The organism is Robiginitalea aestuariiviva (genome assembly GCF_029537735.1).
Taxonomy (GTDB): domain Bacteria; phylum Bacteroidota; class Bacteroidia; order Flavobacteriales; family Flavobacteriaceae; genus Robiginitalea; species Robiginitalea aestuariiviva.
Map to the genome: position 1 here is coordinate 226,050 of NZ_JARPUQ010000003.1, position 23,566 is coordinate 249,615.

General features: G+C 58.5%; 18 protein-coding genes. 7 read left to right on the forward strand and 11 right to left on the reverse strand.

Annotated elements, in window-relative coordinates; translation table 11 throughout:
* Window positions 1–2: 2 nt before the first annotated feature.
* The 3 genes from OZ410_RS13605 to OZ410_RS13615 form a co-directional block, all read right to left on the reverse strand.
* The gene (locus tag OZ410_RS13605; RefSeq protein WP_277708564.1) at window positions 3–671 is read right to left on the reverse strand and encodes a peroxiredoxin; all 669 of its coding nucleotides are present in this window, start codon (window positions 669–671) and stop codon (window positions 3–5) included.
* Between the two features lie 104 nt (window positions 672–775).
* A complete protein-coding gene (locus OZ410_RS13610; protein WP_277708565.1) occupies window positions 776–904 on the reverse strand; it encodes a hypothetical protein in 129 nt (42 codons plus the stop codon).
* A 34-nt stretch (window positions 905–938) separates the two neighbouring features.
* Window positions 939–2,171, reverse strand: coding sequence for a response regulator (locus OZ410_RS13615; RefSeq protein WP_277708566.1), 1,233 nt, complete (start codon window positions 2,169–2,171; stop codon window positions 939–941).
* A 206-nt stretch (window positions 2,172–2,377) separates the two neighbouring features.
* Here OZ410_RS13615 and OZ410_RS13620 point away from each other — a divergent pair, with 206 nt between their 5' ends.
* Genes OZ410_RS13620 through OZ410_RS13630 form a run of 3 tightly spaced genes read left to right on the forward strand, consistent with a single transcriptional unit; the run spans window position 2,378 to window position 8,190 of the window.
* Window positions 2,378–5,428 carry a hypothetical protein gene (locus OZ410_RS13620; RefSeq protein WP_277708567.1) on the forward strand — a complete coding sequence of 1,017 codons (3,051 nt, stop codon included), beginning with the start codon at window positions 2,378–2,380 and terminating at the stop codon, window positions 5,426–5,428.
* A complete protein-coding gene (locus OZ410_RS13625) occupies window positions 5,409–6,674 on the forward strand; it encodes a hypothetical protein (protein ID WP_277708568.1) in 1,266 nt (421 codons plus the stop codon). Before OZ410_RS13620 ends, OZ410_RS13625 begins: the two co-directional genes overlap by 20 nt.
* A complete protein-coding gene (locus OZ410_RS13630) occupies window positions 6,661–8,190 on the forward strand; it encodes a glycosyl hydrolase (RefSeq protein ID WP_277708569.1) in 1,530 nt (509 codons plus the stop codon). The genes OZ410_RS13625 and OZ410_RS13630 overlap by 14 nt, the downstream gene beginning before the upstream one ends.
* A 54-nt stretch (window positions 8,191–8,244) precedes the next feature.
* On the opposite strand, the gene OZ410_RS13635 is transcribed toward OZ410_RS13630, so the two are convergent.
* From OZ410_RS13635 to OZ410_RS13645, 3 genes are all read right to left on the reverse strand, one after another.
* Window positions 8,245–9,483: a glycosyltransferase gene (locus OZ410_RS13635; RefSeq protein WP_277708570.1), complete on the reverse strand. Its 1,239-nt coding sequence runs from the start codon at window positions 9,481–9,483 to the stop codon at window positions 8,245–8,247.
* 208 nt (window positions 9,484–9,691) lie between these two features.
* A complete protein-coding gene (locus OZ410_RS13640) occupies window positions 9,692–10,927 on the reverse strand; it encodes an MATE family efflux transporter (protein ID WP_277708571.1) in 1,236 nt (411 codons plus the stop codon).
* A 238-nt stretch (window positions 10,928–11,165) separates the two neighbouring features.
* Complete coding sequence (locus OZ410_RS13645) at window positions 11,166–12,404, reverse strand: MATE family efflux transporter (RefSeq protein WP_277708572.1); 1,239 nt, start codon at window positions 12,402–12,404, stop codon at window positions 11,166–11,168.
* 219 nt (window positions 12,405–12,623) lie between these two features.
* Here OZ410_RS13645 and OZ410_RS13650 point away from each other — a divergent pair, with 219 nt between their 5' ends.
* Window positions 12,624–14,684: a tetratricopeptide repeat protein gene (locus OZ410_RS13650; RefSeq protein ID WP_277708573.1), complete on the forward strand. Its 2,061-nt coding sequence runs from the start codon at window positions 12,624–12,626 to the stop codon at window positions 14,682–14,684.
* On the opposite strand, the gene OZ410_RS13655 is transcribed toward OZ410_RS13650, so the two are convergent.
* From OZ410_RS13655 to OZ410_RS13675, 5 genes are all read right to left on the reverse strand, one after another.
* A complete protein-coding gene (locus tag OZ410_RS13655; RefSeq protein WP_277708574.1) occupies window positions 14,676–15,398 on the reverse strand; it encodes a LytR/AlgR family response regulator transcription factor in 723 nt (240 codons plus the stop codon). The genes OZ410_RS13650 and OZ410_RS13655 overlap by 9 nt on opposite strands.
* Before the next feature lie 3 nt (window positions 15,399–15,401).
* Complete coding sequence (locus OZ410_RS13660) at window positions 15,402–15,719, reverse strand: Hpt domain-containing protein (protein WP_277708575.1); 318 nt, start codon at window positions 15,717–15,719, stop codon at window positions 15,402–15,404.
* Between the two features lie 5 nt (window positions 15,720–15,724).
* A complete protein-coding gene (locus tag OZ410_RS13665) occupies window positions 15,725–18,082 on the reverse strand; it encodes a PAS domain S-box protein (protein WP_277708576.1) in 2,358 nt (785 codons plus the stop codon).
* The gene (locus OZ410_RS13670) at window positions 18,075–18,617 is read right to left on the reverse strand and encodes a heme NO-binding domain-containing protein (RefSeq protein ID WP_277708577.1); all 543 of its coding nucleotides are present in this window, start codon (window positions 18,615–18,617) and stop codon (window positions 18,075–18,077) included. The genes OZ410_RS13665 and OZ410_RS13670 overlap by 8 nt, the downstream gene beginning before the upstream one ends.
* A gap of 67 nt (window positions 18,618–18,684) precedes the next feature.
* Window positions 18,685–19,086, reverse strand: coding sequence for a response regulator (locus OZ410_RS13675; protein ID WP_277708578.1), 402 nt, complete (start codon window positions 19,084–19,086; stop codon window positions 18,685–18,687).
* Between the two features lie 199 nt (window positions 19,087–19,285).
* Here OZ410_RS13675 and OZ410_RS13680 point away from each other — a divergent pair, with 199 nt between their 5' ends.
* From OZ410_RS13680 to OZ410_RS13690, 3 genes are read left to right on the forward strand one after another with little or no spacing between them, the layout of a single operon-like run.
* Window positions 19,286–20,206: a dihydrodipicolinate synthase family protein gene (locus OZ410_RS13680; RefSeq protein ID WP_277708579.1), complete on the forward strand. Its 921-nt coding sequence runs from the start codon at window positions 19,286–19,288 to the stop codon at window positions 20,204–20,206.
* A 46-nt stretch (window positions 20,207–20,252) separates the two neighbouring features.
* Entirely contained in the window at window positions 20,253–21,848 is a 1,596-nt protein-coding gene (locus tag OZ410_RS13685) for an aldehyde dehydrogenase (NADP(+)) (RefSeq protein WP_277708580.1), read from the forward strand.
* On the forward strand, window positions 21,845–23,563 hold the full coding sequence (locus OZ410_RS13690) for a DUF885 domain-containing protein (RefSeq protein WP_277708581.1): 1,719 nt from the start codon (window positions 21,845–21,847) through the stop codon (window positions 23,561–23,563). Before OZ410_RS13685 ends, OZ410_RS13690 begins: the two co-directional genes overlap by 4 nt.
* The last annotated feature ends 3 nt before the right edge of the window (window positions 23,564–23,566 follow it).

The window sequence follows — 23,566 nt, forward strand, 5'->3', positions numbered from 1 at the left end:
ACTTAGTTCTGCAGTTCCTTTTTGGCCAGGTACCAGTCGACTTTTTCCAGGGTTTCATCCGCCAGTCGGGTATTGAGCTCGTCCAGGGTTTTAGGCGGGGGCACAATTACTTTTTCGCCCCGCTTCCAATCCAGGGGAAGGGCTACCCGGTGCTTGTCTGAAACCTGCAACGCTTCCAGGGCCCTCAGGATTTCATCCATATTCCGGCCTACATTCAGCGGATAGTACATGATCAGCCGGATTTTTTTGGCCGGGTCGATGAAAAAGACCGCCCGTACGGCTGCAGTTTCACTCTCATTGGGCTGCAACATACCGTAGCGCTTGGACACTTTCATATCCAGGTCTGCGATAATCGGGAAATCGAAGTATACGCCGGTGTTTTCCCGTACGTTTTGTACCCATCCCAGGTGGGCGTGGATGCTGTCGATACTCAGACCAATCAATTCTGTATTCAGGGCGTCAAATTCGGCCTTCCGCTGGGCAAAACCGCTCATCTCGGTAGTACAAACCGGGGTAAAGTCTGCCGGGTGCGAAAACAGTACTACCCATTTGTCCGGGGCAAATTCGGAAAATTTAATTTTCCCCTTGGTGGTCAGGGCTTCAAAATCCGGGGCTGTATCGCCGATCCTGGGCATCAGGTTGATGCTTTCAGGTGCATTCATATGTTCCATAGGGTCATATTTTGTGATTAATTTTGTACAAAGGTAGACCCGGGTCATCCGCTGTACAGTAACAAGGGTTACCCTTGGCATAAGGCTGCCCCGCCCAGGCCTGGTTACATCACCGACCGGATACTAAAGGAGATGGCATGGTCCAGGATGCGTACGTTTTCAATCCGGAACTTGCGTTCGGAATCCACCAGGAACAGGTATCCGGACAGGGGGCGTTCTTCTTTGTCTTTCATTGCAGTGTGATTAGTGTTTAGTAAGCTTGGGTAGTTAATGGGTTTCACTCGGCACCTGCTCCGCCACCGGTACGGCGGGGAATTCCGTTACCTCTACCTCCGTGCGGGAGGTTTGCGGGCGGGGTTGCCAGAGATAGGTTTTTACAATTTTCAGTAGCTGGAATCCGATTTTCAGACTGTCGCGCATGCTCAGTTTGGACCCGTCGGCATGGATCCAGCGCGTGAGGGGCAGCTCACAGATCATTTCGCGGGCAGTATCCCGCCCGAATTGCTGGCGCAGGCGCATAAAGAGTTCCACGTCAAAGATCCACCGGGTTACAAAAGCCTCGCGGAACAGGGAGGGGACCAGCTGGCGGTGCATTACCTTGGCGCCGCATTGGGTGTCTTTGAACGGCATCCCCAGGATGGTGCGGATTAGCAGGTTAATTCCCTTGCTGATGACCGCCCGGGCGGATTCCTTGGTGATATTGGCGCCCATCCGCTGGATACGCGAGCCGCTCACAACCCCGTACGGCCCGGTTTTCAGGGTCTGTACCAGGTTGTCAAAATCGGTGAAATCCGTGCTGAGGTCGGCGTCCAGAAAGCCGATATAATCCAGTTGCGGGTCCTGGGCCAGGTGCAGCATGCCCTGGCGCACGGCTTCGGCCTTGCCGCCGTTCTGGGCACAATCGTGGATGCTGATCTGGTTTTCACGCCCCTTTCGGATGCGCTGCAGCACCTCCAGGGTGTTGTCGGTACTGCCGTCGTTCACAAAACAGAGGTGGTACCCCAGGTTGCGGTCCACAAATTCCTGGAAGATCTCTTCCTGCAGGCGGTCGCCTTCGTTGTAACAGGGGATGACCACGCCCACGCAATGCTCCTGCACCCGGGAGGTCCCCATACGGGAATAGGGGTGCACGTAGGGTAGGGGGCAGCCCAGCAGGTTACGCACCCGCGCGGCCAGTTCTGAAAGGCTTACTGGCTTTTTCATGTAATCTACTGCGCCCAGTTCAAAAGCTTCGCTGATCACTTTTTCCTGAACGTTTCCGGAGAGGATCATGACGGGCACGGAAGCCACGCGCATGGTCTGGATCTTGCGGATGAATTCCAGCCCGGACATCCCGGGCATGTTGATGTCGAGCAGGATGAGGTCTGGCCGTTCCTGACCCAGCAGGCTGATGGCGGTGTAGGGATCCGCCACAGCGGTTACGGCATAGCCCTGGTCGCGGAGGTACTTTTCCACGGAGAGCCTTACCAGTTGCTGGTCATCAATAATTAAAATCTGCATAGGTTTAAGATTTGGGGGCGATCCCGGGGGATCATGAGTTCCATGTAGGGGGCAAAACTAGGGGCTTAAGGGTGTCTTCCCCGCGGAATTGGCCCGAGGGGGGCGGTTGTGTAGACGAATGGTAAGGGCCCTGCGGTGAATGAATGGGGCAGAACGGGACAATATCCCTACTTTTAAGGTGTTATAAGTACGCTGTAAACCAACCTGTGGGAAAAACCAATAATTTACTGCTGCTGGCCCTGGGCATTGGCCTGGCCTTCCACGGTTCCGCCATCTTTTTTACCCTGGAGGACACCTACGATGCGCTGGTACACCTGTTTTTTGCCGACCACTACCTGCAGCACTGGTTCGAAGCCTGGGAACCCCGCTGGTATACCGGCTTTACGGTTCAGGGGTACCCGCCCCTGGTCCACCAGGCCATGGCCTTTTTCGCCATGGCGGGCGGGCTAAAGTTCGGGCTCTACCTGATGGCCCTGTTGGCGGTGGTCCTCTTTATTACGGGCATGTACCGCTTTTCCCTGATGCTGACCGGCAACCCGCGAATTGCCGGTACGGCGGCCCTGCTGGCCACCTGCTGTTCGGCCCTGGTGGAAACCCTCCACCTGTTCGGGCAGCTGCCCAGCCTGGTAGGGTTGTCCCTCCTGTTGCACGCCCTGCCCGAGATTTACAGTTGGGTGCGCTACGGGAACCGCCGCTACCTGTTCCGGGCCCTGGCCCTGATCGGGGCCACGGTGTGTTCCCACCACGTTACCCCCATCTTCGGGATGGTCTTTTTTATTTTCCCCACCCTGGGGATGGCCGTGATGGACCTGGCTGCCCTGGAGCGCGGGGGGGTACGCCAGGTAAACCTGTTGGCCTTCTGGCGGGTGCTGCGCCGCAGCCTGGGGCGCCTGATGGCCTTTGGCCTGCCTACCCTGGTACTCATTGTGGTGCTGATCCTTCCGTACTGGCTTAATAGCAAGGCCAATCCGATTACCCAGGTCCCCATCCCGCACGGCAGCCGGGACAACTACCTGGAAGTGTTTTCCTCCGGCCTGGTCTTTTTCCTGATTCCCTGGGGGGCCCTGCTGTTATTCCTGCCGTATATTTTCTACCGCTATTTTAGCAAAAGGTATCTGTTTTACGGGCTATCCCTGGCCCTGCTTACCCTGCTGGGCACCGGGGGTACCACGCCCCTTCCCCGGATGCTGCTGGGGGAAAACGCCTTTAACATCCTGACCCTGGACCGCTTTACCCTTTGGGCCTCCATGATGAGCCTGCCCATGCTGGCCGAACTGGTATACCGCTATCTGGCCGGGGACCTGCGCGAAATCTGGCTGAGTCGCTATGGCAGCAATTATCACCGCCTGGTAGGCGGGGGCTTCTTTGGGGCCTACCTTTTTATGGCGGTCTTCACCATGAGCCTGGGGTATTTCAGGCCCTCCCAGCCGGAACGCATCAATATGTTGCCTATCGTGAACTTCCTGAACCAGGACATGCACGACCACTGGCGCTACCTCACCCTGGGCTTTGGCGACCAGATGGCCTGGCTCTCCGCCCAGACCAATGCCCTTTCCGTAGACGGCAACTACCACTCTGCCCGCCGCCTGCCCGAGCTTACCTCCCGGGCCGTGGAGCGCCTGGAAAACTCCAAATACCGGGGGCTGGAAGGCCTGGGCTCCCTGCAGCAGTTCCTGACCGTCCCGGAAAAATACCACCTGAAGTTTATTTTTTCCAATGATAAGTTTTACGACCCCCTGCTCTATTTCTCCGGCTGGCGCCGCTTGCAGTTGCTGGAGAACGGCATTATGGTCTGGGAACGGGCCGGGGTAGCCCCCCTGCCCAACCTTTTGCCGCGCCCGGAACCTTCCCGCCTTCTCAACCTCTGGTGGGGGGTGGTGCCGCCCCTGAGTGCCCTGGTGGCCTACCTGGTTTGCATTCAGTGGGGGCTGACGGCCACCTGGCTCAGCCGAAGGGTTCCCAGTACCCACCCGGGGTATTCCGCCTGGTCCTATTCCGGGATGCGGCGGCCCATGCTACTGCTTTCCCAGGCCTGGGGGTGGGTCGTTTTTGCTGCCTTGCTGTTGCTGGCCCTGATGCTGTACCGCAACAGCCTGCTGCAAGCCAGCCCGGAAAAGGCCGTGCAGGCCTATTACGACGCGGTGGATTTTAAGGAGTTTGAACAAGCACATGCCTACCTGGACCCGGAAGCCGGCCTGAGCCTGGACCAGTACCTGCTGGAGCTTTCCGTGGGGGATGGGCTGCTGAGTTCATATGCCAAGCTGGAATCGGTCCGCCCCCGGGTAGAAGGGCGGAAAGGGAACCAGGCCCGGGTACGTGCCCAGGTGCGGTATGTAACCCCCCTGCGGGTAGTGGAACAGGAGCGGGTGCACGACCTGGTGGAACGGGGTGGCCGGTGGTACCTGCTGCCCGAACCCCGGGATCCCGACCTGCCCCCGCAGCAGTGGGTAGAGCAGCGGGAAGTCTCTTATTTCAACCACGGCCGCAGGCGGGTTACCACCCAGCAAACCCACCATGAAGATGTCTTGCGCAGGCCCCGGACAGAAGTCTACCAGACCCGCGTCCTTGAGGCGGACAGCACCTACTCCGTAGTGGGATGGGTGCAGAACATCGATGCCTACCCGGCCGATGTGACCCTCACAGGCCGGCTTTTGGGAGCAGATGGTACGGAACTGGCCCGCTATAATGCCGGGCAGGTGCTCAAGCACCAGTTACTGCCGGGCGAGGGCAGTCCCTTTCGGGTGCGGTTCCAGGACATCGCCTGGCGGGTGGCTACGGCAAGCAAGCCCCTGACCTATAACCCGGACCAGTTCCAGCCCCTGGACCTGGCAGAGATGCCGGGTGCATTCGAAGTGCTCTCGGAAGGCAACCAGGCCACCCAGGACCTCTATCACCACCTGGCCCTGGAGGTGGATACCCTGACCCCCCAAACCCTATCCGGTACCGTGCATAACCTGGGGATACAGGAGGCCACCATTGTCCAGTTATTGATCTCCTATTACGATGCCCAGGGGCAGCCCCTGTGGGTAGACAGCCAATATCTGGAAGCCAGCGTACGCGTACAGCGGCGGCAGCCTTTTCGCCTGGAGCTGCCGGACCTCACCCACCTGCAGGCCTGGCCGCCAGACCAGGGCAACCTGACCCCGCCACCCCGGTTTCCCGAGGCCCTGCAGGCCCCGGAGCTGCTGCCGGTGCCCGGCAGGGGCTTTTCCTATATTCACGTAAAAGTAAACGCCTATGTGGGGGTGCCGCGCTAACATCCGCCTGGTAACTCTGCTCCCGATCCTGGCTATGGCCTGGGGTTGCCGGCAGGAGCCTGCCCTTCTCCCTGTGTTGGATGCTGAACTGCCCGGGGTTACCGTACAAGCACCGGATTCCCTTGGGGCCGGGGAAGCGCTTACCCTTTCCTTCAGGGCCTCCGCCGCCCTGGAAACGCCCTGGACGTTTGTATCCAATCCCTGGGGTGCCCTGGGCATTCCTTTGGAACGCAATGGGGAGGTATACCTGGCCCGGGTGCCCCTGGAAGTTACCCGGTTTGCCGGGCCCTTGCGGTGGCGGATGGGGCAGGGGAATACCCTGCTGGCCAGCGGGGTAGTGGAGATCCAACCTTCGGAAAAACGCCCGGAAGTGCTGGAGAGTTATGCCGGCCCATCCCATTTGCGTATCGGGCAGGACCCCTATGGGGATTTTATAGTCTTGCCCGTGGATGTCTGGGATAATCCCCTGCCGGATGGCACCGCACTTTCCCTGACGGTATCCGGGGATGGCTCCCGGGAAACTGCAACGGACCGCGCCAGCCACCTCATGGCTTATCGCCGTTTGGGCCCCGGGCAGCGCACTGGGATCCGCTACCTGGATGCCCGCCATGGGGATATCCGTTCCAAACGCCGCGAAGTTCGGGTAATGGCCGGTATCCCTGATAGCTTAACCCTGCTGGCTACCCGTCCGCATGATGTGGCAGACGGACACAGCCTGCTCCACCTGGCGGCTGGCCCGCTACGGGATGCATGGGGCAACCCGGTTCCGGATGGGACCTGGGTGGAATTCCGCCTGACCGATTCCCTGGGGAACCAAACCCGGACCCAGGGAGCCGCCCTCAGGGGGCTGGCCGAAATTGACGTGCCCTTCCCGAACCGGGCTACCCAATGGCGGATTACCGCTGCCGCGGCGGGCGGGGTCGTATCCCGGCCATTGGAACTGGCCTTTCTCCCGGCAGTGGTGGAGGTGCCCTTTGTGGTTGCTCCGAATGGACGCCTGGTGGAAATCGGGCCCGTCCCTTCCCTGGCAGGTGGCCTGGCGCCGGACGGCTTTCCCGTAAATGCCCGTCTGGAAAGTCCGGAGGGGGATACTGTACTTACCCGCCTGGCCTGGCTGCGGGACGGGCAGGCCAGTCTGCGCTTTCCAGCTACGGAGGTAGGGGCGGGCCGGTATCGGCTGCTGCTGCGCTGCGGGGACTGGCAGGGCGAAACCCGTTTAAACACCGATCGCGATGGGCTGGAATAAACCGATACGCCGGGCAGGTATACTCCTGTCATTCCTGCTGGTCAATGCGCTGGTACTGCTGGGCATTGGGGGGGTGTGGAGTTACCTGAACACGGGGGCGGACCGCAGCCAGCTGCTGCAGGACAGCCGCAGCCTGCGCCTGCACCCCCAGGAGGCGGTTTGGCTGGACAGCCTGGCCCCGCATCCCGAATTCAAGCCCCACCACCGCTCTGAAATCCTTCGGGATTACCTCACTTCCTGGGCCTACCGGAACCAGGCCATGGCCACCGGCAGCCCGGCCTGGCTGGGCGATATTTACACGGACAGCGCCGCCGCAAAAGTTGGGGCCCAACTCCGGTTGTTCCGGGATACGGGCCTGGAGGTGCGGCAGGTAAACCTCTCCCACCGCCTGCGCCCCCTGTTTATGAGCGCCGACCAGACCCTGGCCGTAATCCGGGACGAAGGTGCCGAGCTTTTTCGGCAGTACCTTCAGGACGGGGAGGTGGTCTCGGAGGAGGCTGTATATACCGCCCAGGAAGTGGTCCTCCTCCTGGAGGATGGCTTCTGGCGCATCCGCAACCTCAGGGAAGTACCTGTACCGCAAGAGCTGGCCACCCCCATGCAGGAACAGGAAATTCCGGAGGTAGATCTCTCCGGGGTCCTGGGGGTAAATTATTATCCGGCCGCCCAGCCCTGGGACCATTTTGGCCCGGCCTATGACCCGGATGTAAACCGGGCGGACCTGCAGCGCATCCGCGCCATGGGCTTTACCACGGTTCGGGTCTTTTTCCCCTATGCGGCCTCAGGGGGTCCCCGGCCCTCCCAGGCTTACCTGGGCCACCTGGAGGATTTCCTGGACCAGGCCCGGCAGCAGGACGTGAAGGTGATCCTGACCCTCTTCGATTTTTACGGGGATTACAGCCTGCCGGACTGGCCGGCCACCCTGGCCCATGCCCGGGCCGTCTCCGACCATGTGGGGAGCCACCCGGCCCTGCTGGCCTGGGACCTCAAAAATGAACCCGACCTGGATTTCGAAAGCCGGGGCCGCGACCGGGTTTTGGCCTGGCTGGGGGTATTAAGTGCGAAGCTGCACGAATGGCAGCCCGGGGTGGCGCGTACCATCGGGTGGTCTGCCCCTGCGGCAGCCGGGCAAATGGAAAGCCAGGTCGATTTCATTTCTTTTCACTTCTACACGGAACCCGAAGGATTTACCGACCAGGTACAGGCCTTAAAGGCCCGGGTTACCAAACCCCTGATGCTGGGGGAATTCGGGCGCAGCTCTTACGGGGGCGTTTGGAACCTGTTCCGCGGTTCTCAACAGGCCCAGGCAGCCTATGTACAGGCCGTCTATAAAGATGCCCAAAATCTGGGGGTGCCCTTGCTCTGCTGGACGCTATACGACTATGAGGAGGTGCCCCGGCAGGTGGTCGGCCAGTTGCCCTGGCGGCGGGCCCCTCAGAAGCATTTCGGGCTGCTGCTGCCGGACGGGACACCTAAGGCGGCGGCCCGGGTCTTTGCGCCCGGCCCCAAAAAGTGAAGGGGAGCGATACCGGAGTATCGGCTCCCCTTCGAAGGAACTCAACCTATGATCTTAAATGTCTTCAGTCTCGTAAACGGGCTCTTTTAGCAGGGTTTGCCATGCAAAGCCTTCCTGCCGCCCGCGGATCAATGCCTTGAACAGGTCAATGTAGCGCTGTGTAATCACGGACATGGGCAGGGAACAGGCCGCCCGGTAATTTGCTTTCCCCAGGTGCATCCGGTAGGCGGGGAAGCTCAGGATATGGTCCAGGGCCTCAGCCAGGGATTTATGGTTTTCCGGTTCGAAGAATTCCCCTTTGTAGCCTTCTTCCCGTACCAGGATGCCCAGGTCTCCGATATCCGGCAGCACCACGGCTTTACCATAACTGCCGGCCTGGTGCAAAACCCCGGAGCTTCCGGTAGTGGAGGTGTAGGGGAAGGCCACTACGGCTGCCTCCGCAAACAGGGCGGGAACATCCGCTTCGGCAACGTAGCCGGTAAAGCGCAAACCGGGCACATGGGCGTATTTTTGGGCCACCCCTTCCAGGTATCCGGGGGTGTTGGGGCTGTCGGTGCCGGCAATGACAATTTCCAGGTCAAAATCGGTGCGGGCGCGAAGGATTTCCACGGCCTCAATCAGGGATTCTACCTTCTTGTAGGTGCCAAACTTGCCAAACGCCATGATTTGGCGGGGCCCTTCGGGCAGGCGGTAATCCGGTTCTTCCGGGATCTCAAAGGAACCGTGGGGCACCAGGGTAATGTTCCGGGCGCCGAATTTCTTTTCCAGGATGCCTACGTATTTGCTGATGGTCAGGGCCAGGACATCGGATTGCAGGACAATGCGCGTAAGCCGGTTGCCGATTTGGCGATAGGCCCACTGTTTGATGGGGTTGGCGGTAAAGCCGGCATTTTCCAGGTCTACGGTTTCCATGATGTTGTGCAGCAGGGTCACGGTGGGGAAGCCGCGCCAGCGGGTAACCATGGGGGAAAACAGCCCCAGGGCAGCTGGGATGCGCTGGTCTCCGAATTTCAGGAATTGCAGGTTATACAGCACGGCATCCGGGCGATGCTGGCTCAGGGCCTTCTGGATGCGCCAGAGGTTGCTCCAGTCGTTAAAGGCCCAGCAGGGGACCACTTTTACCCGGCAACCCGGGTGGTCGGTTTCAATGTCTTTGGGGGCATCGCTCTGGTCGGTGAGCAGGATCAGCTCACTGATTTCAGGGTTATTGCGAAAGTGTTTCACCAGGTGGTATCCGTATTCAGACAAGGTAACCTTGCTGGAGGGATAAGCGGTGATGACAGCTAATTTCATAGGTGGAGTGGGGTTTGAATTCGAAGTCAAAGATGCGGCAAATCCGGGGGGTAAATAGCCCGATATAGGCTGGCGGGCGGTATGTGTAGATGAATGGGGAAGATGCGTCGGCTAAGGCAAAACAGGGGCGAACGGGCTTTGGTTTCGGAAAAAAAAGAAGGCCGGATCAGATCCGGCCCCCGTAACGAACACGAAAAAAGCACTGGAGTTATTCACTCCGGTTAAATAGCATTAAGTAGGCGATTTGGAAGATTAGCAGGGCGGCCATGCAGATGATCTGGATGTTTACGATTTCTTCCATGGTGTCGCAGATGGTAGACAGGAAGATGAGTTGTAAAAACCCATAATTGCAGGACAGCACCACAGGGATATAGTTGCGGATAGCCACAAAGTGGTATACGATGATGTTGCTCAGGGAGAACAGGGACACCCCCAGGGCGTATTTCCAGAGCAGGGGGCTGATGTCCAGGTAGGCCCCGCCCAGCATAAAATTCATGATGTGCTGTGGAAACAGGCTGGCCCCGACAATCAGGACGCTGAAGACTCCGGCGGCAATCCCGAGCTGCCGGTAGAGCAGGTCCAGGCGCTCGTGCATGGTAACGGTTTGCCGTAGGTTGCGCAGCAGCATATAGGCCACAAACCCCCATCCGATAAAATAGATGGTCTGGCTCACCATTTTCATGGCCATAAACTGGGAAGCGTCCAGGTTGGTGGCAAAGTGCTTTACAAAGAACACATCGCCCTGGTTGATAAAGTACTGGGTGAGTTGGGCAAAGAGCGAAAGGGCCAAAAAGCGGTTCAGTTCCTTTACCTCGGACAGGTTGGGGAAGGCTATGGCAGAGAATGGGTCCTTGCGCGTACGGATGGGCACCAGGCCCAGCACAAAGGAAAGGACCATGCCCAGGGTCAGGATCAGGATGGGATCCCAGGGGGCCACCAGCAGAAGCACCAGGGTGAGCAGCAGTCGGGACCACAGCTCGGTGCCATAGGACATGGACAGGCCAAACAGGTCATTGCCTGCAAATTGCCTGCCGCGGGAGACGCACATAAAAAGGTATACCGGAAGCCCGAAGCCGAGGATCACAAAGGTATAGGGGCTGGCGGCATTGAAAAAGTTCTGCAGGGAACCGGCAAAGAAGATCATGGCAAACCCCAGGACCAACCCGGCCAGGATGGCGCGGCGCCCTAGCAGCTGGATCATATGCTCCCGGCGCCCTTCTTCCAGTTGGGGCAATACCTGCGCCATGGTCAGTTGGAAGGTAAGTCCCAGGAAGGCAATCCCCATAACCAGGGTAAGGACCAGGGCCGCATCGGCAAAAAGGTCGGCCCCCAGCAGGCGGCCCATCACCAGGTTAAATACATAAACACCAAAGTGGACAAAGAGGATGCTGCCCAGGAAAACCTGTTCGGGAGCAAAGGACTTGGAGAGGGTGCGTGTGATCATGGTTCAAATGTATTCTCGGGTTACTTTTTCATTTACCCTCCAAAACTCTTTAATTAAAGGAAGCCGGTCCGGCCGGCCGTGTTCAAATGCAACTTGGTGTAGACGAATGGAATAGATGCAGCCATAAGCCGCTGTGCACTTAGTCGGATTTTAACACCGTTCATAGAGGGAGTTAAGTCCTTTTTACAGCAAAAAACCCGGTAGTGGCCGGGTCATATTTTTGTGGGAAAGTACAGGATCAGGCCCGGGGGGCGCCCCGTAACAGGAAGTAGGCCAACTGTATAATCAGCAGGGTCCCCATACAGCCCACCTGCAGCCAGACTACGGCATCCAGGGTAGGGTGATAGGCGGCTACCGCCGTAATTTGCAAGGCCCCAAGGACGGCAGCGATCCACATGGGGGTATACTGGTCCAAAGACAGGAAGTAATAGGTAAACAGGTTGGCCAGGGCAAAACAAGCCGTAGCCAGGGCATAGGGGCCCAGCAGGCCGGCCAGTTCCAGGTAGGCTTCTCCGAACAGCAGGCGAATGGTGGCCTCGGGGAAGAGGAAGCAACCCAAAACGGCCGCCCCGGAAAACAACCCTACCATCAGGCCGTGGCGCATCAGCAGCGGGCGGGTATCCACCCCGTTTTTCCGCTGGCGGATCACCTCCGGCAACAGCACCATCACAAACATCCAGGTTACAAAGTACACTACCCGCCCCACCAGGGCCAGGGAGGCGTATTGCCCGGCCGTATGCGGGTCGAAGAAATGGGTAACCAGCACCATATCCCCGTTGTTGATCAGGATCTGGGAACACTCGTAGAGGGCGGTCATCCCTATAAAGCGGTACACCAGGGTTCGGTCTGCGGGCAGCGGAGCCTCCACAGCCCGTGCCTTATCCTGTACCACACCGCGGGGTGCCACCCACCCGAAAAGAAAGGAGGCGGCAATGCCCACCCCAACCGCCAGAGCAGAAGGCAGGAGCCACAGCAACAGGGCGGTAAGCAGCAGGCGGGCCCACATTTCGGCCTGGTAGCTTACGGACAGCCCGATAAAATCCTGGGCACCCTGCTGCCGGCCCCGGGAAAAGCTCATCCCAAAATACAGGGGGATACCCAGGCCAAATGCGATAAAGGGCAGCCCATTTTCAAAATGGAACCAGCTTGCCAGGTAGGGGTGGGTCAGCACCATGGCCAGGCCAATGGCGACCCCGGCCCAAAGGGCGCGTTTGCGGAACCAGCCGTGAAAGCGATCCCAGCGCGAGCCATCCCATTCGCTGCGGTATTTGGCGGCGGTGAGCTGTACGGTCATCCCGATAAAGGCCACCACCAGTAATAAGGTAATCAGCAGGGCGGCTCGGGCAAAGGCCTCGGGCCCCAGCCACCGGCCCAGGATCAGGTTGTAGAGGTAGTTCCCCCCGTTAACCAACAGGGCGCTGAGCATAAAGATGCGCTGGGGGCTGAGTTGCCGCGCCAGCAATACGGTTGAGCGCATGAATCCGGTTTTATCCGGAGCACCTCCATGCCCCGGAATTCCCAACAAAATTGGGCGCTTTAGCCCTTGTTCAGGGCTGGCGTTCGCCGGATGCCCTATTACTGTAGACGAACGGGAGGTAACTGACTTCCAAAAAGGAAGGGGGTGGAAGTACTTTTATACCAGGGATTTAGAGGCACAAAAAACGCCCGTAATCCCTGGAATGCAACCCTATGACCTATGCTTGTAAAACGAATCTTTTACGCCCTGCTGTTGGGCCTGCCCCTGGCAGGACTACAGGCCCAGCCTTCCATGGAAGCGGGCTTTGCCCTGCTGGAAGCGGGAAACTACCAAAGCGCCGCTGCCTTTTTTGACGCCTACCTGCAGGCCGATCCGGCCAACCGCACCGCCCGTTTATGCCTGGGCCGGGCCGTGGGCCTGGACGGGGCCCCGGGGCGTGCCCGTGGGATTTTCTCTGAATTGCTGGAGCAGTACCCGGGCGACCTGGAACTGGAACTGAACTATGCCGAAGCCCTGCTCTGGGACGGGCGGTATGCCGAGGCCAAACCCTATTACCAGGAACTGATGACCCGGTACCCGAAGCAATTCGGGGTCCTGCTCGGGCTGGCCAATACGCTTTCCAACCTGAAAGAATATCCCCGGGCGGATTCCCTGGTTACCCTGGCCCTGGGTCTTCAACCGGGAAATCCGGAGGCGCTCACCTCCCAAAAATACATCCGGATGGGATGGGCGTACCAGGCCATGCAGGGGCAACAATACGCCAGGGCGGAAGCCCTGCTGGATACCCTGCGGCTGGCACGACCCGGGGATCGGGACGTACACCACCTGCGCGCGGATTATTTCCTGCAAACCAAGGCGTATGGGCAGGCACAGGCGTGTTACACCACCCTGGAGGCCCTGGGTGATACCCTGCTAGCCTGGCGGGGCCGCGCCCTGGCCTGGCACCTGCAAGGCCGTCCGGCTAAAGCCCTGGAATGGGCCCGCAAGGGATGGGAGCAGGTACAGGAAAGGCCTGCAGATACCCAGTATTGGCCGGCCTGGGAACGCTATGTGCAGGCCCTGATCTGGAACCGGCGTTATGGCAAGGCTCGTATCGAATTGCGGAGGCAAAAGGCCGTTGCCCCCAGCGGTACCCATGCCGCCCTTTCGGCAACCCTGGAAATGTACACCGGGCAGTTTCGGAAAAGCCTGAACGCCTATGATCGCCTGCTGCATGCAGACAGCAGCTCATTTGACGGCTTGCTGGGACGGGCCAATGCCCTCTTTGCCGCGGACCGGCCCGTGGAGGCCCTGGCGGCAGGCTGGCGGGCTTCACGTATCTTCACCGGCCAGCAGGATGTACAGCAATTTGTGGAGAAAGTCCGCAATGGGTTTTCCCCTGAGGTATCCAATACCTCGGGCGTGAGTTTTGACAACGGGAAAAACCAGGCCTATTTCAGCACCTTCCAGGTGCGCCTGCCGCTTTCCGGTCGCTGGGAAGCCGGGTTGCAGTTCGGGCAGCGCCTGACGGAGAACCGCGTGGCGGGTATCCGCGCAGAGACCCAATCGGCCCAGGCCTCCATACGCCTGAAGATGATGCCCCATACCGTCTTGCAGGCCTCCCTGGGCGGGTTTAAGACGTTGCTTTCCGAAGGCGGGGTGTTCCGGCCGGAAGGCCGACTGGGGTTGCAGTTCCAACCCTTTCCACGACAGAACGCCGAGGTGTTCTACCAACGCAAGGTGCAGGATTTCAACGCACAACTCCTGGCGCAAAACCTCCTGATGGAACAAATGGGGGGCAACTACCACCTGAAAACTACCTTTGGTCTGGGCTTTTTTGGCCAGTGGATCCACCAGCGCCAAAGTGACAAAAATACCGGGGATGCGGTCTTCGCTTCCCTCTATGCGGAACCGCTCACCAAACCCGTGCTCAAACTGGGGGTAAACGGGCAGTACCTGGGTTTTGCCCAACAACGGCCCGAACAGTATTTCAGCCCTGGGCGCTATGTAGCCTGGGACGGTTTTGCGGAATACCGCCCGGACCTGGGAGAGAAAACCCGCCTGATGGCCATGGCGGCCCTGGGGGCACAGCGCATAGAGGCCCTGCCTGCACAGGGTACCTTTCGGGCCCGCCTGGAGTTCACCCGCCTCTGGGGCAAACGTTGGGAAACCGCTCTGTACGGGCAGTACAGCAGCCAGGCCTCCAGCAATGCAGCGGGGTTTGAATTCGGGGAAGCGGGATTTCGAATCCGTTACCGGGTCGCTAAGCTGTTATTCAACCCGGAGAAGGGATTAAAGTAAATTCAGGCGGCGCATCAGTTCCGGCCGGTTGGAACGGCTGATGGGGATCACGTGCTTACCGATCAGCACGCTGTTGTCCTCGATGTCGATGATGCGCTTCAGGTTGATGATATAAGAGCGGTGAATCTGCAAAAAGATGCTCTCCGGCAGTTTGCCCTTGATGCTTTTCAGGGTATTGTGCACCCGGATGATCTCCTTCTCCGTCTTGACCTGGATGTAGTCGCCTTCGGCCTCAATTACCAGAATGTCCTCGAACAGGATTTTGATCAGGCGGCGGTCGATATTCACGAACAATTCATTACCGTGTTCCCCGGATTTGGGGGCAGGAGCATTGGATGAGGCCTCCCCGGCCGGCTTCTGCTTGAGTTGGGCCCGGACCTTGTCCACCGCCTTGGCAAAGCGTTCCGGCAGCACCGGCTTTACCAGGTAATCTACTACGGAGTTGTACTCATAAGATTCCAGGGCAAACTGGGCATCGGAGGTGGTCAGCACTACCTTTGGGGGGTGGCGTACCGTCTCTATAAAGTCAAAACCTGTAAATCCCGGCATGTGGATATCCAGAAAGGCCGCATCAACCTCGTCCTTGTTCAGGAACTTGATGGCGTCTATGGCATTTTCAAATTCCGCAATCACATCCAGGTCCGGGATGCCCTCGCAGAGTTGGCGGATAATGGCACGGGCCGCGGCTTCATCGTCGATGATAATACAGGTCATAGTCTAGAGTTCGTTTAAGAACTGCGCCATGCAGTCCAGTAATTCCCCAAATTCGGCAGGGTAGGCATCCCGGCCTTCCCGAAGGTGTTCTTCGTAGTCTTCGGCCAGGGCATATCCCTTTTTCAGGCCTAAAATACTGATTTTGTGCTTTAGCTTATGCACCATGAGCCGGGCTTCTTCGAAATCCCCTTCCTGCAGGGCTTTTTCGTAAGCCTGCCGCTCTCCGGGGAACTCGGATTTCAGGATGCCCGTAAAGCGTTCTCGGAATTCCAGGTTGTCCCCGGCCAGGGCGTTCAGGTAATCCATATTGGGGGTTTCCATATTGCTTATTGCTTCCTTATAGTAAAAGTAAAGGTGGTGCCCTGCCCCGGAGTACTGGCTACCCGTACTTCGCCCCCGTGGAGTTCGGTGATTTTCTTAACGATGGACAAACCAATACCTGTGCCTTTTCGCTTCCCTGAAATGGACTGGAACATCTGGAAGATCTTCTGGTGGTATTCCGGGGGGATACCCACCCCGTTGTCCTCCACGTAGAATTCCCAGAAGTCCCCAATATCGCGGCAGCCCACGGTTACCAGGCCTTCCGGATTTTCAATGTGGGTTACGGCATTGCTGAGCAGGTTTTGGAACAACTGGTGCATCTGGGCCGGGATGGCCCGGATCACCGGAAGCTCATCCATAATCACAATGCGCACATGGTCTGGAATAAAAATAATTTCACGGATATTGGAAACCACCTGGTTCAGGTCTACTTCTTCCTGGGCTGCAGCATCCTGCTGAATACTGGAATAGCGCAGGATATCGTCAATCAGGTGGTCCATCCCCTCAATCTTGTCCTGCATCATCTGCAGTTGTAATTGGCCTTCGGGCCCCAGCTTGTCCCGGTAGTCTTCCTGCATCCAGCTCACCAGGGCATTTACGGAACGCAGGGGGGATTTCAGGTCGTGGGATACGATATGGGCGTACTCGCTCAACTCCCGGTTACTGGCCTGGAGTTCTTTCAGCAGGAGTTCCTTTTGGGCTTCGAGTTCCTTTTGCATGGTCACATCCAGGTGGATGCCGATGGTCCCGGCCAGCCGGCCTTTTTCGTCGTAACGGGGCGCCCCGCTCACCAGCCAGTATTTGCGTTCCCCCTTTTTGGTGGCCACTTCCACCTCGTAGGAATCCGAATATCCTTTCTTGCGCCGCTCGAGCATTTCAGGGATGATTTCCTTGTTGCTTACCCGAAGGATTTCCGTGGCAGTCTGGCCCAGCAGCTCGGTTTCGCCATAGCCGCTCATCTGGCTGAAGCGCTTGTTGACCATCTGGATGGTATCGTCCAGGTCTACCTCGATCATCCCCAGGTTCATATTGGCAATAATGCTGCCGTATTTGTTGCGTTCCTGTTCTATGGTTTGCTTGTAAAGGCGGGGCAGGGTAACATCTGAATAGGTCCAGAGGTGGCCCTGGTAATGCTCGTCCGAATAAATGGGAATATAATCCCGTTCCAGGATACGGCCGTCCTTCAGGAGCAGCTCCTCCCCATGCACCAGTTCCCGGGCCTTCAGGATTTCATCGATGCGATCCAGGAAACCGTTTTCATCTTCAAAAAGCCCCATACTCTGGCGTGCGGCTGTATCGCAATCGTACCCTTTGAGGGACTCCGGGGGTGCGGTGATGCCAAAAATGTCGCAGAATTGCTGGTTGGTCAGGGCAATTTTGCGATCCTGGTCCTCCAGCAACACGGCCGTGTTCAGGTTTTCAATCAGGTTGGAGAGCCGGCTCTCGGAGGCGTGTATTTTCAATTCTGCCTCCCGTTGGCGGGTGATGTCTTCCAATATCTTTACCCGGTATACCTCTTTACCATTTTTATCCCTAACCGCACTTACGGTGGCTTTGGCGAGGATGTTCCGCCCATCGGCACGGACATACCGTTTAACCAGGTGGTAGGTATCCCGTGTTCCTCTGGCCATTTCCCTTTCCAGCCGGGCGCCAAGGTCCGGATCTTCCGGTGTGGACAGGGAAGCGAGTTTTTTCCCGATCACCTCCTGGTGCGGATACCCGGTGAGTACCTCAAAGGCATGGTTGGCTTTGATGATTTGGCCGTCCACAGTAAGGACAATCCCCAGGGGGGAGTGGTCCACAATGATGTCGAGTTGCTGTTTCTGTTCCCGGATCAGGTCGGCTGCTTCCCGTTCCCGGGTAATGTCGCGGATAATACCCTGGGCAGCAACCGGCTTGTTGTCCCGGTCGTAAATGACACTGCCATTGATCTGCACAAAGGGTTCGTGCCCGGGGGCCACCTGTATGCGGGCTACGTAATTTTTCAGGAAACCGTCCCGGAAGAGCTGCCTGAGGGAATCCCGGGTGTATTGCTCGTAATCCGGGTGGACCAGCTCTGTAAGGTTCTTCGGGTTTTTCGCATGGTCGAACCCCAGGAATTCCTTGGCGGCGCTGTTCATGCGGATCACATTCCCATAGGTGTCCATCACCACATAGGGATCCACAATATTCACAAAGATTCCCTGCAGCTCGGCGGTTTTCTCACTGAGTAGCCCCTCCAGTTGCTCGTTGGCTTCCTTCAGTTGGCGGGCCGTGTCGAACAGCTCCCTGGATTTGACCTCCAGGATGCTTTCCGCCTGCCGCCGGGCTTTTTTTTGGCGCTCCAACGCCCGCTCCAGGATTTCAATCCGGTTTTCAGCCATTGCGGACAATCTGAAATTCTACTTTGGTACCGTTAGGTTCAAGTAACTTGTAGGTTACCTGGGCATGCTGGTCAAAGTGCTGGAAGCAACTTTCCATCAGCCCGTGAGCAATAGCGTACAGGCCCCGTTCGGACTGGTAGACCAGGGTCAGATGGTCCGGATTCCGGTCCAGAATGGTGAAGGTGGGCAACTGGGCCTCCGGGTAGAGTTTGCGCACCTGCACATGAATGTGGTCTTCAATGCCGTAAATCAGTTCCAAGGGGTCCTTATAACTGGCAATGACCTCGGGGTGGGCCTTTCCCAGGCCTCCAAACAAGTAGTGCCCGAAAGCGTACAACAGGGATCCAGGGTCCATTTCAACGGTCTGGCTTAAGGCGGTTAGCAAAGACACCATTTCGTTAAAATCGTAGGTGCCCACGGCGGTATATACCCCGCCGGATTCCAGGGAGGTGTTTTCCAGGATCTGGTCTGCCACTTCCAGGCCGAATTTTTCTTCTACCATCTCCAGAAACTCGGTAAAAATGATCCCTTTCATATTTGGGTGGGTGTTGAGTTCTTACATTAAACATTTCCGGAACCTCAGGGATTCCGCTTCGGATGTCTCAGGATTTAACCAGTTCGTTTACCTCCCAGTACTTCAGGAATCGCAGGATCATCTCTTCGTAATCCTCGTATTTCAGGGGTTTGCTGAGATAACCGGCGATGCCCACCTTATAACATTCCAGCAGGTCCGATCGGTTTTGGGAGGTGGTCAGGATTACCGTGGGCAGGTACCGCAATTTTTCATCTGCTTTCAGGATGCGTAAAAATTCGATGCCGTTCATGCGCGGCATGTTCAGGTCTAGCAGGATGATGTCCGGCAAGGGTTTGCCGGATTGCAGATATGCCAGGGCCTCTTCCCCGTTTTTGGCCTCGGTAATCTGGTGTTTGGTTTCGGATTTGGCGATGGTTCGGTGCAATTTCATGCTTTCGATCGCATCGTCCTCAATGAATAGTACGTTCATAACTATAATTTCCCCATTATAAGTTCCTAAAGTAGGGCAATCCTCACGCTTACATCCATAACGCCGTCCGATGGGCAACTAGTGTAGACGAATGGAACTTTTGTGTCGGCCAATGGTTTTGAACGAAGGTAAAAGGATGGCTAAAACCCCTGCGGGGATTGGATGCCGTTGTGTATCTTTAGCACTTAAATCTTAACGTATGGCATTCGAATGGCAAGGGGTCATGCCGGCCCTCACCACCAAATTCACCGAAGGGGACCAACTGGACCTCCCCATGTTCGAAAAAAACGTGGCAGCCCAACTGGAAGCGGGCGTATCCGGGCTTATCCTGGGGGGTACCCTGGGGGAAGCCAGTACCCTTACGGCTGCGGAGAAGGACCAGCTGGTAGCCTCAGCCCTGAAGGTTTCCGGCGGGCGTGCTCCGGTAATCGTCAATATTGCAGAACAAACCACCCGCGGCGCCGTAGAAGCGGCCCAACGCGCCAAAGCCACCGGGGCAGCCGGGCTTATGCTGCTACCGCCCATGCGCTACAAGGCTACGGCGCGGGAAACCGTGGTCTATTTCAAGGCCGTGGCAGCTGCCACGGACCTGCCTATCCTGATCTACAACAACCCCGTGGATTACGGCATTGAGGTAACACCGGAGATGTTTGACGAAATGTTGCAGGACTGCCCCACAGTACAGGCCGTGAAAGAGTCTACCCGGGACGTTTCCAATGTGACCCGCCTGCGCAGCCGTTTCGGGGACCGGCTTAAAATCCTGACCGGGGTGGACACCCTGGGGATGGAAAGTATAGCCATGGGGGCCGATGGCTGGGTAGCCGGGCTGGTCTGTGCCTTCCCGGCCGAGACGGTAGCTGTCTATGCGCTTACCCGGGCTGGCCGCCTGGAAGAGGCCCTGCCCATTTACCAGTGGTTCCTGCCCCTGCTGGAGCTGGACATCAGCCCCCAGCTGGTGCAGAACATCAAGCTGGCCGAAGTAGCCACGGGCCTGGGCACCGAAAACGTGCGCCCGCCCCGCCTGCCCCTGGCCGGGGCCGAACGGGAGCGGGTGCTGGAAGTGATCCGTCTCGGGATGGCTTCCCGTCCGGAATTGCCTGAATACAAGCATTTACTGTAAGCATCGATTAGGGGGGTACCCCCCGCACAAAAAATAACGCACCACCATGCAACATCCCATCAGTGGAGGCCAGCTTATCGGATTTTCGGAATCCCGGGCAGGTCAGTCCCATTTTACATCCCATAACCCGGACACGGGCAAACCTAACCCCTGGACCTTTCTGGAAGCCACCCGGGAGGAAGCCGATCAGGCCATGGCACTGGCTGCAGCGGCTGCCGCACCCTATGCCTCCCTTTCCGGGGCGCAGCGCGCGGTATTCCTGGAGGCCATAGCCAGTGGCCTGGAAAGTGGGGCGGACCAGGTGGTTCCCCTGTACACTGCAGAATCCGGATTACCGGAAGGGCGTGCCCGGGGCGAACTGGGGCGTACCGTGGGGCAGTTGCGAAGCTTTGCCGCCCTGGCCAGGGAGGGTTCCTGGGTGGCCGCCCGCCTGGAACCGGCCCTTCCGGACCGGCAACCGATGCCCAGGCCGGACCTGCGCAAATGCCTCGTGCCCCTGGGCCCCGTAGTGGTCTTTGGCGCCAGCAATTTCCCCCTGGCCTTTTCCACAGCCGGGGGTGACACTGCATCGGCTCTGGCTGCCGGCTGCCCGGTGGTGGTTAAAGGGCATCCGCTGCATCCGGCCACCGGGGAATGGGTGGCCCGTGTAATGCTGCAGGCGGCCCGGGAATCTGAGATGCCCGAAGGGGTCTTTTCCCATTTGCAGGGCAGCACCCATGCCCTGGGGGAACAACTGGTGATGCACCCGGCAACGGCTGCCGTCGGGTTTACGGGAAGCCGGGCCGGTGGCCTGGCCCTGGCGCGGTTGGCGGAAAACCGCGAGGTGCCTATCCCGGTCTTTGCCGAAATGGGAAGTATTAACCCTGTGCTGCTCCTGCCGCCAGCCCTCGAAGAAGGATCTGCCTGGCCGGCGGCTTATGCCCAATCCGTAACGCTGGGTACAGGACAGTTCTGCACCAACCCGGGTTTGCTTTTGGGGCTGGAAGGGCCTGCGTTGGACCGCTTCCGAAGGGAGCTGGCCCAGGCCATGTCGGCCCTGCCCAACAGCTGCATGCTGGACGCAGGTATTGCGGCCCGCTACCGCCAGATCCGGGAGGCCCTGCTGGGCCAGCCCGGGGTAGAAGAAATTGAAGGCCCCGCCGCGCCGGAAGAGGTAAACCGGGTGCCGGCTACGGTAGCAGCGGTTTCGGGGCGGGATTTCCTGGGGAACCCGGGCCTGCAGGAAGAGGCTTTTGGCCCCTTTACTTTAGTGGTAGGGTGTGCCGACGCCTCCGAATTAGAAAAGGTGATCGCAGCCCTGGAGGGGCAGCTTACCGGTTCCGTTCTCGGGGATACCGAAGCTTTCCGTACATACCGCCCGGCCATAGAGGCCCTGCAGGCCAAGGTGGGCCGCCTTTTGTTTAACGGAGTGCCTACCGGGGTGGAAGTTTGCCCTTCCATGCACCACGGCGGGCCTTTTCCGGCTACCACTGACAGCCGTTATACCTCTGTGGGGACCGATGCCATCCTGAGATGGGCGCGCCCGGTCTCCTTCCAGAATGCGCCGGCCGAATTCCTGCCCCCTGCTCTGAGGGATGAGAACCCCCTGGGCATCTGGCGCATGGTTAATGGAAAACAAACCCGCGAAAGCTTGTCATCATGAAAAAATTTGTATTTGCCTTTTGCGCGCTGGCCGCGTTCTGGAGCCCGGCTCAGGACATGGGGGCCAAGACTGCCCTGGATACCGTGATGGCCCAATGGGAAGCCTACCAACCTTATGACTGGAAGGAATACCCGTTGGGGCTGCATACCGAAGCCCGGTACCGGGACCATGCCCGTTTTGCCGAAACCCTGCTGCAGGAGCTGGAACCCTATTCCGGCGAAGGGCTGGGGGAAACCGACCGCATTTCCCTGGAATTGCTGCGTTTTGTACTGCAGGACCGGGTAGACCAGTACCACTATGGCATGCACCTGAACCCCATACAGGCAGACCAGGGGTTTCACCTGAGCCTGAATTACCGTATCCGCCCCTTGAATTCCTACCGGGACGCCCGCAATTACCTGCAGTTGCTGGCCGCCCTGCCCGAATATGCCCAGCAGCATTTTACCCTGATGCGGGAGGGACTTAAACGGGGGGTAGCCCAGCCCAAAGCCATGTTCCGGGGGTATGAGAGCACCTATAACGACCACATTGTGGAAGACTTCCGGGAGAGCCCATTTTACAAGCCCTTCCTGGACCTGCCCGCTTCCATGACCGCAACCCAGAAGGATTCTGTCCTGCAGGCGGCCCAAACCGCAATTGCGGCATATGTGGTGCCTACCTTCCGCAACATCAAAACCTTCTTCGAAACGGAATACCTGCCGGTGGCCCGGACGGAAATCGGGGTATCCGCCACGCCGGGCGGGGCCGAATTTTACCAGAACCGCATCGATTTCTACACCACTTCCAAGGCGTATACCGCCCAGGATATCCACGAGATCGGGCTGAAGGAAGTGGCCCGCATCCAGGCCCAGATGCAGGAGATCATCGACACCCTGGGCTACCAGGGCAGTTTTGCCGAATTCCTGGAATTCCTGCGCACCGATCCCCAATTTTATGTAGAGACCCCCCAGGCCCTGCTGATGCATGCCCGTGATATTGCCAAACGCATTGACGGGCAACTTCCGCGTTTTTTTAAACGCCTGCCGCGGCGGCCGTATGGGGTGGAACCCGTGCCTGCAGCCATTGCCCCCAAATACACCGGCGGGCGCTATGTACCCCCGGCTTCCGAAACCCGGGCGGGCACCTACCTGGTAAATACCTATAAACTGGATAGCCGCCCCCTGTATACGCTGCCGGCCCTGACGGCCCATGAGGCTGTACCGGGCCACCACTTGCAAGGGGCTCTTAACCGGGAGCTGTCCGACAGCATCCCCGGTTTCCGCCGCCGCCTCTACCTTTCCGCCTATGGGGAGGGTTGGGGCCTGTATTCGGAATACCTGGCTGCGGACATGGGCATCTATACCACGCCCTATGAGCGCTTTGGCCAACTCACCTACGAGATGTGGCGGGCCTGCCGCCTGGTAGTGGACACCGGCATCCATGCCCTGGGCTGGAGCCGGGACCGGGCCGTTGCCTTTATGCGCGACCATACCGCCCTTTCGCTGCACGAGATCAATACGGAAACGGACCGCTACATTGCCTGGCCCGGGCAGGCCCTGTCGTACAAAATGGGGGAGATCACCCTGAGGGAATTGCGCGCCAGGGCCGAAAAGGCCCTGGGCGCGGATTTCGATATCCGCGAATTCCATCGCCTGGTCCTGGAGCAGGGGACGGTAACCCTGCCCATCCTGCGCCGCCGCATAGACGCCTACATTGCCTCTCAAACCCAGCCCTGACCT

Bases quoted from the DNA above. Each gene is read 5' to 3' on its own strand.
- OZ410_RS13605 (WP_277708564.1), bottom strand. From the start codon at position 671: ATGGAACATATGAATGCACCTGAAAGCATCAACCTGATGCCCAGGATC.
- OZ410_RS13610 (WP_277708565.1), bottom strand. From the start codon at position 904: ATGAAAGACAAAGAAGAACGCCCCCTGTCCGGATACCTGTTCCTGGTG.
- OZ410_RS13615 (WP_277708566.1), bottom strand. From the start codon at position 2,171: ATGCAGATTTTAATTATTGATGACCAGCAACTGGTAAGGCTCTCCGTG.
- OZ410_RS13625 (WP_277708568.1), top strand. From the start codon at position 5,409: ATGTGGGGGTGCCGCGCTAACATCCGCCTGGTAACTCTGCTCCCGATC.
- OZ410_RS13630 (WP_277708569.1), top strand. From the start codon at position 6,661: ATGGGCTGGAATAAACCGATACGCCGGGCAGGTATACTCCTGTCATTC.
- OZ410_RS13635 (WP_277708570.1), bottom strand. From the start codon at position 9,483: ATGAAATTAGCTGTCATCACCGCTTATCCCTCCAGCAAGGTTACCTTG.
- OZ410_RS13640 (WP_277708571.1), bottom strand. From the start codon at position 10,927: ATGATCACACGCACCCTCTCCAAGTCCTTTGCTCCCGAACAGGTTTTC.
- OZ410_RS13645 (WP_277708572.1), bottom strand. From the start codon at position 12,404: ATGCGCTCAACCGTATTGCTGGCGCGGCAACTCAGCCCCCAGCGCATC.
- OZ410_RS13650 (WP_277708573.1), top strand. From the start codon at position 12,624: ATGCTTGTAAAACGAATCTTTTACGCCCTGCTGTTGGGCCTGCCCCTG.
- OZ410_RS13655 (WP_277708574.1), bottom strand. From the start codon at position 15,398: ATGACCTGTATTATCATCGACGATGAAGCCGCGGCCCGTGCCATTATC.
- OZ410_RS13660 (WP_277708575.1), bottom strand. From the start codon at position 15,719: ATGGAAACCCCCAATATGGATTACCTGAACGCCCTGGCCGGGGACAAC.
- OZ410_RS13665 (WP_277708576.1), bottom strand. From the start codon at position 18,082: ATGGCTGAAAACCGGATTGAAATCCTGGAGCGGGCGTTGGAGCGCCAA.
- OZ410_RS13670 (WP_277708577.1), bottom strand. From the start codon at position 18,617: ATGAAAGGGATCATTTTTACCGAGTTTCTGGAGATGGTAGAAGAAAAA.
- OZ410_RS13675 (WP_277708578.1), bottom strand. From the start codon at position 19,086: ATGAACGTACTATTCATTGAGGACGATGCGATCGAAAGCATGAAATTG.
- OZ410_RS13680 (WP_277708579.1), top strand. From the start codon at position 19,286: ATGGCATTCGAATGGCAAGGGGTCATGCCGGCCCTCACCACCAAATTC.
- OZ410_RS13685 (WP_277708580.1), top strand. From the start codon at position 20,253: ATGCAACATCCCATCAGTGGAGGCCAGCTTATCGGATTTTCGGAATCC.
- OZ410_RS13690 (WP_277708581.1), top strand. From the start codon at position 21,845: ATGAAAAAATTTGTATTTGCCTTTTGCGCGCTGGCCGCGTTCTGGAGC.